The following is an 11,876-nucleotide window of genomic DNA, read 5'->3' on the forward strand; positions in this document are numbered from 1 at the left end:
GTGCCTGATGAGGCGCAGTACCCATAAACCAACGGGGGATGGCATCAGCCATCCCCCGTTTTTTGATCGTGTTTGTTACTTGCTGGCGACCTTGTTCACCACCTTGATCAGCTGATAGCGCACGGAGGGGGCATCGGCCGGCACATCGGTGAGCTGCTCCTTGCTGACAGTGAGCTGGTAGCGGTAACCCGGCTCGAACTGGAAACCTTCAATATTCTGGTAGAACAGCGTCCAGGGCTGCTGCTCATCACTGCGAACCTGCATGCACTGCATTGGGCCAACCCCGACGCAATCGACCAACTGGCTGTTGATATAGAGGGTCTCCCCCTGTGACGGGGCGGGTGCGCTCTGGCAGGCGGTCAGCAGCAAGGCTGCGCTGATAAACAGTGGTTTCATAATGGACTCCTTAACGCGAAAGGGGGCATTAGAGCGGCAAACAAAAAGGCGGTCAATGACCGCCTTTGTAACAAACCATATCAGCGCAGTGGTTAGCGCTGCTCGAGCGGAGTGAACTCGCGCAGTGGGTGACCCACGTAGAGCTGGCGTGGACGACCAATCTTGCTGTCCGGGTCCGAGTGGAACTCGTTCCAGTGGGCAATCCAGCCAATGGTGCGGGAGATGGCGAAGATCACGGTGAACATGCTCATCGGGATGCCGATCGCCTTCATGATGATGCCGGAGTAGAAGTCTACGTTCGGGTAGAGTTTCTTCTCGACGAAGTAGGGGTCGGAGAGCGCAATACGCTCCAGCTCCATGGCTACGTCCAGCAGCGGATCCTTGATCTGCAGCTCGGTCAGTACTTCGTGGCAGGTTTCGCGCATCACGGTGGCACGGGGGTCGTGGTTTTTGTAGACACGGTGACCGAAGCCCATCAGACGGAACGGATCATTCTTGTCCTTGGCCTTGGCGATGTACTCGGGGATGCGATCCACCGAGCCGATCTCTTCCAGCATGCGCAGGCAGGCTTCGTTGGCGCCACCGTGGGCCGGTCCCCACAGGGAGGCGATCCCCGCGGCGATACAGGCGAACGGGTTGGCACCGGAGGAGCCAGCCAGACGAACGGTGGAGGTGGAGGCGTTCTGCTCGTGATCCGCATGGAGGGTAAAGATACGATCCATGGCGCGTTCAACGATGGGGTTGACCTTGTACTCTTCGGTCGGCACGCCAAACATCATGTGCAGGAAGTTACCGGCATAGGAGAGGGAGTTACGCGGCTGCATGAACGGCTGGCCGATGGAGTACTTGTAACACATGGCTGCCAGAGTCGGCATCTTGGAGAGCAGACGGAAGGCACAGATCTCGCGATGCTGCTCGTTGTTGATGTCGAGGGCATCGTGATAGAAGGCGGAGAGGGCGCTGACCACACCGCACATGATGGCCATGGGGTGGGAGTCACGACGGAAGCCGCGGAAGAAGAAGGCTATCTGCTCGTGCACCATGGTGTGGCGGGTGACCAGGCGTTCGAATTCGGCATATTGGGCCTTGGTCGGCGCTTCGCCGTACAGCAGGATATAGCAGACTTCCAGATAGGTGGCTTGGGTGGCCAACTGGGCGATGGGGTAACCACGGTGCAGCAAGACACCCTGATCCCCGTCAATGTAGGTAATGGCAGATTTGCAAGAACCGGTGGCCATAAAACCGGGGTCAAAGGTGAAATACCCCTGTGATCCCAATTTTCTGACATCGATGACATCCGGGCCGATGGTGCCGGAGAGGATCGGCAGTTCGACCGGATCTTTTCCGGGCAGGTGTAGGGTGGCTATCTTATCAGCCATAGCACGTCTCCTTTGCTCTTTATAATTTGGTTCCAGTCCTACTCTATTACGACTTTTATGACGCTGGCAAAGGTTGTTACCCATACCGAAGTGGCTGGAGCGCCTTATTTGAAACAGAGTTCCTTATCAATGTCAATTTTGCTGGAACCCCATTAATGGCATTAATGAAATGTTAAATTAAATATGCGATCGAGTTTGCGGTTTTGTGTTTTCTTTGTAGCTAATTGATTGTCTTCGGTTAAGGCCGCCGATATACTGCGCCACGTGGGTCATGGCTGCGGGTGTTTGAAACGCTTTGGCAAAGCCTGATGTGAAACCGAAAACTCGCGTTTTGGCTTTTTCAGAGTGTTTTGGTAACAAAAAACCAACAATCACCATTCCGTGCCCTCAAGTGTGAGTTAAAACAATAACTAACGTGCTCAATGGAGCTGAGTGGGCAAGCGTGAAAAACAAACAGAGACCGGTCAACCTCGACCTACAGACGATCAGCTTTCCTGTCACTGCCATTGCATCCATCCTGCACCGTGTTTCAGGGGTCATTACCTTTGTTGCACTGGGCATCTTGCTGTGGATGCTTGGTACTTCACTCGCCTCTCCCGAAGGGTTTGCAACCGTGGTTGCCATCATGGACAACTTCCTGGTCAAACTCGTGCTGTGGGGGATCCTGACTGCGCTGGCATACCACATTGTGGGCGGCTTGCGTCATCTGGTCATGGATATGGGCTATTGGGAAGAGCTGGAATCCGGCAATCAGAGCGCCCGCGTGGCCTTCGTGATCACCGCGATCCTGGCTGTATTGGCGGGAGTGCTTGTATGGTAACCAATTCTGCAACCTTCGGGCGCAGCGGCGTTCACGATTACATCCTGATCCGCGCCACCGCCCTCATCATGACCTGTTATGTCCTCTATCTGGTGGGCTTTGTCGCGTTCAACGACATCACCTACGAGGTGTGGGCCGGCTTCTTCGCCAAAACATTCACCAAGGTATTCACCCTGTTGACCCTGCTCTGCGTACTAATCCACGCCTGGATTGGTCTGTGGCAGGTGCTGACTGACTATATCAAGCCGGTAGGGCTGCGCGGGGCGCTGCAATTTGCCCTGGTCGTGGTGCTGTTTGTCTATCTGATGACGGGTTTCGTCGTGCTGTGGGGTGTGTAAGGTGACTATTCCAACTCGTGAATTTGATGCGGTGGTGATTGGTGCCGGTGGTGCCGGTATGCGCGCCGCGCTGCAGATTGCCCAGTCCGGCAAGAGCTGCGCTCTGTTGTCCAAGGTTTTTCCAACCCGTTCTCACACTGTTTCCGCTCAGGGCGGGATCACGGTTGCGCTGGGCAATGCCCACGACGATAACTGGCAGTGGCACATGTATGACACCGTAAAAGGCTCCGATTACATCGGCGATCAGGAAGCCATCGAGTACATGTGCAAAACCGGTCCCGAGGCTATCTATGAGCTGGAGAACATGGGGCTGCCCTTCTCCCGTTTCGATAACGGGTCTGTCTACCAGCGTCCGTTTGGTGGTCAGTCCAAGAATTTCGGTGGCGAGCAGGCTGCTCGTACCGCAGCGGCCGCCGACCGTACCGGTCACGCCCTGCTGCACACCCTTTACCAACAAAACGTCAAGAACAAGACCACTGTCTTCTCCGAGTGGTATGCGCTGGATCTGGTGAAGAACCAGGATGGCCACGTGGTGGGTTGTACCGCCATCGACATGGAGAGCGGTGAAGTGGTCTACTTCAAGGCCAAGGCCACCGTGCTGGCGACTGGCGGTGCCGGTCGTATCTACCAGTCCACCACCAACGCCCACATCAATACCGGTGACGGCGTCGGCATGGCGCTGCGTGCCGGCGTCGGCGTGCAGGACATGGAGATGTGGCAGTTCCACCCGACCGGCATCGCCGGGGCTGGGGTGCTGGTAACCGAAGGCTGCCGTGGTGAAGGTGGCTATCTGCTCAATAAAGATGGCGAGCGCTTCATGGAGCGTTACGCGCCGAACGCCAAGGACTTGGCCGGTCGCGACGTGGTGGCCCGCTCCATCATGATCGAGATCCGCGAAGGACGTGGTTGCGACGGTCCCTGGGGCCCGCACATCAAGCTCAAGCTGGATCACCTCGGCAAAGAGGTGCTGGAATCCCGTCTGCCGGGGATCTGCGAACTCTCCCGCACCTTCGCTCACGTGGATCCGGTCAAAGAGCCGATCCCGATCATCCCAACCTGCCACTACATGATGGGCGGCGTGCCGACCAACGTGAATGGCCAGTGCCTGACCCAGGACAAGAACGGCAACGATGTACCGGTGGTCGGTCTGTTTGCGGTGGGCGAGATTGCCTGTGTCTCCGTACACGGTGCCAACCGTCTGGGTGGCAACTCCCTGCTGGATCTGGTGGTGTTCGGCCGCGCGGCCGGCATGCATCTGGTCAACACCCTGGGCGAGATAGATCACGGCCGCGATGCTTCCGAGTCGGATCTGGATGCCGCACTGGCCCGCTTCAACCGCTGGGAAAATTGCCGTGACGGTGAAGACCCGGTGCAGATCCGCAAAGACCTGCAGCGCTGCATGCAGAACAACTTCTCCGTATTCCGCGAAGGTGCGGCGATGGCAGAAGGGCTGGCCGAGCTCAAGGTTATCCGCGAGCGCCTCAAGTCAGCTCGTCTGGATGACACCTCCAAAGAGTTCAACACCCAGCGCATCGAGTGCCTGGAGCTGGACAACCTGATGGAGACGGCGTTTGCCACGGCGGTTGCCGCCAACTTCCGTACCGAGAGTCGCGGTGCTCACTGCCGCTTCGACTTCCCGGATCGCGACGATGAGAACTGGCTGTGCCACAGCCTCTATCATCCGGACACCGAGTCCATGACCCGTCGCGCTGTCAACATGTCACCCAAGACCCGTGAGGCGTTCCCGCCCAAGGTCCGGACTTACTGATTGCGGAGCCAGCCCTATGAACGTCACATTCTCTGTCTACAGATACAATCCGGATGTTGATAACGTCCCCCATATGAAGGAATATCGTCTTGATATTCCTGAAGGTTCCGACATGATGGTGCTCGACGCACTGATCCAGTTGAAAGAGCTGGATCCCACGCTCGCCTTCCGCCGCTCTTGCCGCGAAGGGGTCTGTGGATCAGATGGTCTCAACATGAATGGCAAGAACGGTCTTGCCTGTATCACCCCGCTCTCCGACCTGCTGAAGAAGGGCAATAACGTCGTTATCCGCCCCTTGCCCGGCCTGCCGGTGATCCGTGATCTGGTGATCGACATGACCCAGTTCTACACCCAGTGGGAGAAGGTCAAACCCTTCCTCATCAATGATGACAAGTTGCCGCCGGTGCGTGAGCACCTGCAATCCCCCGAAGAGCGCGCCAAGCTTGACGGCCTGTACGAGTGCATTCTCTGTGCCTGCTGCTCCACTTCGTGCCCCTCCTTCTGGTGGAATCCCGACAAGTTCATCGGTCCGGCCGGGCTGCTCGCCGCCTACCGCTGGCTGGCTGACAGCCGCGACACCGCGACCACCGAACGACTGGGGAATCTGGACGACGCATTCAGCGTGTTCCGCTGCCATGGCATCATGAACTGCGTGAACGTCTGTCCGAAAGGCTTGAACCCGACCAAGGCGATTGGCCAGATCAAGTCGATGTTGCTCAATCGGGCTGTTTAGTATCAGGGCCGGCCAGGTGCTGGCCCGACCTCTGGATAGCCATCCCACCCGTGGCAGGATGGCTATTTGACCCCTACAAGCTGCGCAGCAGTAACAAGAAGTACAAGGGATAGAAATGCATAACGGCGTGATGAAGGCCTGGTTGGAGTCATCTCACCTGGCTGGTGCGAATGCAAGCTATATCGAGGATTTGTACGAATCCTTCCTGGAAAATCCTGACTCCGTGTCCGACGAGTGGCGCAGCCTGTTTAGCGAGCTGCCCCAGGTCAATGGCCATGCGGTTGAACAACCCCACTCCCAGGTCCGCGATTATTTCCGTCGTCTGGCCAAGGATCCCTCTCGCTACAGTGCCCCCGTCTCCGATCCGCAAGTGGATGCCAAGCAGGTGCGGGTATTGCAGCTGATCAACGCCTTCCGTTTCCGTGGTCACCAGAATGCCAATCTGGACCCGCTGGGCCTGTGGCAGCGTGAAACCGTTGCCGAACTGGATCCTGCGTTCCACAACCTGCAGGGCGCAGACATGGAGGCCACCTTTAATGTGGGCTCCTACGCCATCGGTCGCGAGACCATGGTGCTCTCCGACCTCTACGCCTCGCTGAAGAAGACCTATTGCGGCTCCATCGGCGCCGACTACATGCACCTCACCTCCACGGAAGAGAAGCGCTGGCTGCAACAGCGTCTCGAATCCATTGAAGGGAAGGGGAGTTACACCCTCGAAGAGAAGACCCGTTTCCTCGAGAGCCTGACCGCCGCCGAAGGGTTGGAGAAATATCTGGGCGCCAAGTTCCCGGGAGCTAAGCGCTTCTCGCTGGAAGGTGGCGACGCCATGATCCCCATGCTCAAGGAGCTGATCCGTCGCGCCGGTGAGCAGGGCTGCAAAGAGGCCGTTATCGGTATGGCCCACCGCGGTCGTCTCAACGTGCTGATCAACGTGTTGGGCAAGCGCGCTCAGGATCTGTTCGACGAGTTTGCCGGTAAGCATGGCGAATCCTGGGGTACCGGTGATGTGAAGTACCACATGGGCTTCTCCTCCGACTTCGCCACCCCGGGTGGCAACGTCCACCTAGCGCTGGCGTTCAACCCCTCTCACCTCGAGATTGTCAACCCTGTGGTCATCGGCTCGGTGCGTGCCCGTATGGATCGTCGCGGTGACAAAGATGGCTCCAACGTGTTGCCCATCACCATTCACGGTGACTCGGCCATGGCCGGTCAGGGCGTGGTGGCCGAGACCTTCAACATGTCCCAGACCCGTGCCTATGGTGTCGGCGGGACGGTGCGCATCGTCATCAACAACCAGGTTGGTTTCACCACCTCCTATATCCGTGACCTGCGTTCCACCGAATATTGCACTGACATCGCCAAGGCGGTGCAGGCGCCGGTGCTGCACGTCAACGGGGATGATCCGGAAGCCGTGGTGCTGGTGACCCAGATTGCACTGGATTACCGCAATACCTTCAAACGCGACGTGGTGATCGAGCTGGTCTGCTACCGTCGTCACGGTCACAACGAGGCGGATCAGCCGAGCGCGACCCAGCCGCTGATGTACCAGAAGATCAAGCAGCACCCGACCCCGCGCAAGATCTACGCCGATCAGCTGGTGGCCGAGGGGAGCCTCGCTCAGGAGCGGGCGACCGAACTGGTCAACGAGTATCGCGAAGCGCTGGATCGCGGCGAGCGGGTGAGCAAGGAGTGGCGGCCGATGGAGCTGCACTCCGTCGACTGGACGCCGTATCTGGGCCACGACTGGAACATGGCCTATGAGAGTGCCGTGCCGATGGATCACCTCAAGAGCCTCGGCGAGCGGGTGAGCCAGTATCCGGCGACTCACGTGCTGCAGCGGCAGGTCGAGAAGATTTACGAAGACCGCCGTCTGATGGCCGCTGGCGAGAAGCTGGTGGATTGGGGCTTTGCTGAAACCCTGGCCTACGCCACTCTGGTGGATAAGGGTTCCCGCATCCGCTTTACCGGTGAAGACTCCGGCCGTGGCACCTTCTTCCACCGCCACGCCGTGCTGCACAGCCAGACCGATGCCAGCACCTACACCCCGCTGTGCAACCTGCACGACGAGCAGGGCCCGTTCGAGGTGTATGACTCTGTGCTGACCGAGAACGCGGTACTGGCCTTTGAATATGGTTACGCCAGCGCCGAGCCGGCTGGCCTCACCATCTGGGAAGCCCAGTTCGGCGACTTCGCCAACTGTGCCCAGGTAGTGGTGGATCAGTTCCTCTCCTCCGGTGAGCAGAAGTGGGGCCGGATGTGCGGCCTGACCATGCTGCTGCCGCACGGTTACGAGGGGCAGGGGCCGGAGCACTCCTCCGCTCGTCTGGAGCGTTATCTGCAGATGTGTGCCCAGCACAACATGCAGGTGTGCGTGCCCTCTACCCCGGCGCAGGTGTTCCATATGCTGCGTCGTCAGGTAGTGCGTCCGATGCGCCGTCCGCTGATCGTCATGACGCCCAAATCCCTGCTGCGCCACCCGCTGGCGGTGAGCAAGCTCGAAGAGCTGGCGGAAGGCACCTTCCAGAACGCCATCGGCGAGATCGATGCGCTGGATCCGAAAGCGGTCAAGCGCGTGGTCTTCTGCTCCGGCAAGGTCTACTACGACTTGCTCGATGCCCGTCGCAAGGCCGAGCAGCAAGATGTGGCACTGGTGCGAATTGAGCAGCTCTACCCCTTCCCGGAAGAGGAAGTGCGCGCCATTCTGGCCGATTACAGCCACGTCACCGACTTTGTCTGGTGTCAGGAAGAGCCGCAGAACCAGGGCGCCTGGTACTGCACCCGTCACCACTACGATGGCGTGCTGCCAGCCGGAGCCACCCTGCGTTATGCCGGCCGCCCCGCGTCAGCCTCACCGGCCGTCGGTTACATGTCTGTCCACGCCAAGCAGCAAAAAGCCTTGGTGGAAGATGCCCTTACCCTGTAAAGCCTCTGGCATAGAAGTAAAAAGGAACTGATTGGATGACTATCGAAATCAAGGTACCGGATCTGCCGGAATCAGTGGCCGATGCCACTATCGCCACCTGGCACAAAAAACCGGGCGATCTGGTCGCCCGTGACGAAGTGCTGGTCGACATCGAGACCGACAAGGTGGTGCTGGAAGTGCCGGCACCGCAAGCCGGTGTGCTGGGGGATATTCTGCAAGGGGAAGGGGCAACCGTGTTGTCCCGTCAACTGATTGCCATCCTCACCGCCGCTCCGGTGGCCGGTGAAGAGACCAAAGAGAAACCCGCTGAAGCGGTGGCCGATGATGGTGCCGATGGCTTGAGCCCCTCGGTGCGCCGCCTGATTGGCGAGCACGACATCGACGTGACCAAGCTGACCGGTACCGGCAAGGGCGGTCGCATCACCAAGGATGATGTGGAAGCCTTCATCAAGGCCAAGAGCCAGCCTGCGGCAGCCGCACCGGTCGCAACTGCAGCCCCGGCAGCCAAGGTTGCCCCGCTGGGTGGTCGTACCGACAAGCGGGTACCGATGACCCGTCTGCGCAAGCGCATTGCCGAGCGTCTGCTGGAAGCGAAAAACACCACCGCCATGCTGACCACCTTCAACGAGGTCAACATGAAGCCCATCATGGATCTGCGCAAGCAGTACGGCGAGATCTTCGAGAAGAAGCACGGCATCAAGCTCGGCTTTATGTCCTTCTACGTGAAGGCGGTGGTGGAGTCCCTCAAGCGCTATCCGGAAGTGAACGCGGCGCTCGATGGTGATGACGTGGTTTACCACAACTACTTCGACGTCAGCATCGCCGTCTCCACCCCCCGTGGTCTGGTGACGCCGGTGCTGCGCGACTGCGACAACATGAGCCTGGCGGACATCGAGAAGGCCATCAAGGATCTGGCGGGCAAGGGCCGTGACGGCAAGCTGACCGTGGATGAACTGACTGGCGGCAACTTCACCATCACCAACGGTGGCGTGTTCGGCTCCCTGATGTCCACCCCGATCATCAACCCGCCCCAGAGCGCTATTCTGGGCATGCACAAGATCCAGGATCGCCCGATGGCCGTTGACGGCAAGGTCGAGATCCTGCCGATGATGTATCTGGCGCTCTCCTACGATCACCGTCTCATCGACGGACGCGAATCGGTAGGCTTCCTGGTCTCCGTCAAGGAGCTGCTGGAAGACCCGACCCGTCTGTTGCTGGACGTCTAAGCCTGTGGCACCCAGGCAAGGGGTTTGCGCCCCGAGCCGGATGTGCTGCTGGACGTTTGAGTAATACCCGAGCGATTGAAAGATAACGAGGGGCCGCCTAGGCCCCCATTCACAGGGGATTGAGAAACACCAGCCCCGGACGGAAATACCTACAACACGGATAGAGCATCTATGAATCTGCATGAATATCAGGCAAAACAGCTGTTTGCCGAGTATGGCCTGCCGGTCTCCGAAGGTTATGCCTGTGCTACCCCACAAGAAGCGGCCGAAGCGGCCGACAAGATTGGCGGCAATACCTGGGTCGTAAAATGCCAGGTACACGCCGGTGGCCGCGGTAAAGCGGGCGGCGTGAAAGTGGCCAAGAGCAAGGATGAGATCCGTGCTTTCGCCCAGAACTGGCTTGGCAAGAATCTGGTGACCTACCAGACCGACGCCAACGGCCAGCCGGTCACCAAGATCCTGGTGGAATCTTGCACCGACATCGCCAAAGAGCTCTACCTGGGCGCCGTGGTTGACCGTGGCTCTCGCCGCGTGGTCTTCATGGCCTCGACCGAAGGTGGCGTGGATATCGAGAAGATTGCCCACGAAACCCCCCATCTGATCCACAAGGCGGCCATCGATCCGCTGGTGGGTCCGCAGGCTTATCAGGCCCGCGAACTGGCCTTCAAACTGGGTCTGGTCGGCGATCAGATCAAACAGTTCACCAAGATCTTTATGGGTCTGGGCCAGATGTTCCTGGATTGCGATTTCGCGCTGCTGGAGATCAACCCGCTGGTGATCACCGCGCAGGGCAACCTGCACTGCCTGGATGGCAAGATCAACATCGATGCCAACGCACTGTATCGTCAGCCCAAGCTGCGCGAGATGCACGACCCGTCACAAGATGACCCCCGCGAAGCGCACGCCGCCCAGTGGGAGCTCAACTATGTGGCCCTCGATGGCAACATCGGCTGCATGGTCAACGGCGCGGGTCTGGCCATGGGCACCATGGACATTGTCAACCTGCACGGCGGCAAGCCGGCCAACTTCCTTGACGTCGGCGGTGGCGCCACCAAGGAGCGGGTGACCGAGGCGTTCAAGATCATCCTCTCCGACAGCAACGTCAAAGCGGTGCTGGTCAACATCTTCGGCGGCATCGTGCGCTGCGACATGATCGCGGAAGGCATCATAGGTGCGGTCAAGGAAGTGGGGGTCAAGGTGCCCGTCGTGGTCCGTCTGGAAGGCAACAACGCCGAGCTGGGTGGTATCAAGCTGGCCGAGAGCGGCCTCAACATCATTGCGGCCAAGAGTCTGACCGATGCCGCGCAGCAAGTCGTCAAAGCAGCGGAGGCCAACTGATGAGCGTACTGATCAACAAGGACACCCGAGTCATCTGCCAGGGCTTTACCGGCGGTCAGGGTACTTTCCACTCCGAGCAGGCGCTCTCCTACGGCACCCAGCTGGTGGGCGGCGTCTCCCCGGGCAAGGGCGGCACCACCCATCTGGGCCTGCCGGTGTTCAACACCGTCCGTGACGCGGTCGAAGCGACCGGCGCCACCGCCTCCGTCATCTATGTGCCGGCGCCGTTCTGCAAGGACGCGATCCTGGAAGCGATCGACGCGGGCATCAAGCTCATCGTCACCATCACCGAAGGCATCCCGACGCTGGATATGCTGGACGTCAAAGTGAAGCTGCAAGAGACCGGCGTGCGGATGATCGGCCCCAACTGCCCGGGCGTTATCACCCCGGGTGAATGCAAGATCGGCATCATGCCGGGCCACATTCACAAGCCGGGCAAGGTGGGCATCGTCTCCCGCTCCGGCACCCTGACCTACGAAGCGGTCAAGCAGACCACTGACGAGGGCTTTGGCCAGTCCACCTGCGTCGGTATCGGTGGCGACCCCATCCCGGGCTCCAACTTTATCGACATTCTGGAGATGTTCCAGAACGACCCGCAGACCGAAGCGATCGTGATGATCGGCGAGATCGGCGGTAACGCCGAGGAAGACGCGGCCGCCTATATCAAGGCCCACGTCACCAAGCCGGTGGTCTCCTATATCGCGGGTGTTACTGCCCCTCCCGGCAAGCGGATGGGCCACGCTGGCGCCATCATCTCCGGTGGCAAGGGTACCGCCGCCGAGAAGTTTGCCGCGCTGGAAGATGCTGGCGTGAAAACCGTCCGCTCCCTGGCCGATATCGGCAAGGCCCTGCGCGAAGTAACCGGCTGGTAATTCCCGTTAGCCCGTTATCTATAATAAAAATGCCGCCCGATGGGCGGCGTTTTTATTATGATGGATACGTTCTTCTTTATCGT

Annotated in this window: 10 protein-coding genes; 8 read left to right on the forward strand and 2 right to left on the reverse strand. The window is 59.3% G+C overall.

Annotated features, from left to right (window positions below):
• Positions 1–75 precede the first annotated feature (75 nt).
• Together ACTG2J_RS09525 and ACTG2J_RS09530 are read right to left on the reverse strand one after the other, a co-directional pair.
• On the reverse strand, positions 76–396 hold the full coding sequence (locus tag ACTG2J_RS09525; protein ID WP_005352532.1) for a DUF4377 domain-containing protein: 321 nt from the start codon (positions 394–396) through the stop codon (positions 76–78).
• 92 nt (positions 397–488) lie between these two features.
• A complete protein-coding gene (locus ACTG2J_RS09530) occupies positions 489–1,775 on the reverse strand; it encodes a citrate synthase (protein ID WP_439988726.1) in 1,287 nt (428 codons plus the stop codon).
• 442 nt (positions 1,776–2,217) lie between these two features.
• Here ACTG2J_RS09530 and sdhC point away from each other — a divergent pair, with 442 nt between their 5' ends.
• The 8 genes from sdhC (at position 2,218) to sucD (ending at position 11,793) form a co-directional block, all read left to right on the forward strand.
• Positions 2,218–2,595, forward strand: coding sequence for a succinate dehydrogenase cytochrome b556 subunit (gene sdhC / locus ACTG2J_RS09535; RefSeq protein ID WP_021231296.1), 378 nt, complete (start codon positions 2,218–2,220; stop codon positions 2,593–2,595).
• Positions 2,589–2,933, forward strand: coding sequence for a succinate dehydrogenase, hydrophobic membrane anchor protein (gene sdhD, locus ACTG2J_RS09540; RefSeq protein ID WP_005333558.1), 345 nt, complete (start codon positions 2,589–2,591; stop codon positions 2,931–2,933). Before sdhC ends, sdhD begins: the two co-directional genes overlap by 7 nt.
• Position 2,934: 1 nt before the next feature.
• The gene (gene sdhA / locus ACTG2J_RS09545; RefSeq protein ID WP_346201523.1) at positions 2,935–4,701 is read left to right on the forward strand and encodes a succinate dehydrogenase flavoprotein subunit; all 1,767 of its coding nucleotides are present in this window, start codon (positions 2,935–2,937) and stop codon (positions 4,699–4,701) included.
• 16 nt (positions 4,702–4,717) lie between these two features.
• Entirely contained in the window at positions 4,718–5,434 is a 717-nt protein-coding gene (locus tag ACTG2J_RS09550) for a succinate dehydrogenase iron-sulfur subunit (RefSeq protein ID WP_005333549.1), read from the forward strand.
• 115 nt (positions 5,435–5,549) lie between these two features.
• The gene (gene sucA / locus ACTG2J_RS09555) at positions 5,550–8,357 is read left to right on the forward strand and encodes a 2-oxoglutarate dehydrogenase E1 component (protein WP_439997427.1); all 2,808 of its coding nucleotides are present in this window, start codon (positions 5,550–5,552) and stop codon (positions 8,355–8,357) included.
• Between the two features lie 35 nt (positions 8,358–8,392).
• Positions 8,393–9,583 (forward strand): 2-oxoglutarate dehydrogenase complex dihydrolipoyllysine-residue succinyltransferase, encoded by a 1,191-nt coding sequence (odhB, locus tag ACTG2J_RS09560; RefSeq protein WP_005333546.1) that lies wholly within the window; start codon positions 8,393–8,395, stop codon positions 9,581–9,583.
• A gap of 171 nt (positions 9,584–9,754) precedes the next feature.
• Positions 9,755–10,921 (forward strand): ADP-forming succinate--CoA ligase subunit beta, encoded by a 1,167-nt coding sequence (sucC, locus tag ACTG2J_RS09565; RefSeq protein WP_005361097.1) that lies wholly within the window; start codon positions 9,755–9,757, stop codon positions 10,919–10,921.
• On the forward strand, positions 10,921–11,793 hold the full coding sequence (gene sucD / locus ACTG2J_RS09570; RefSeq protein ID WP_005333542.1) for a succinate--CoA ligase subunit alpha: 873 nt from the start codon (positions 10,921–10,923) through the stop codon (positions 11,791–11,793). The genes sucC and sucD overlap by 1 nt, the downstream gene beginning before the upstream one ends.
• Positions 11,794–11,876 lie beyond the last annotated feature (83 nt).

The organism is Aeromonas sp. 6P, from assembly GCF_051919525.1.
Lineage (GTDB): Bacteria > Pseudomonadota > Gammaproteobacteria > Enterobacterales > Aeromonadaceae > Aeromonas > Aeromonas veronii.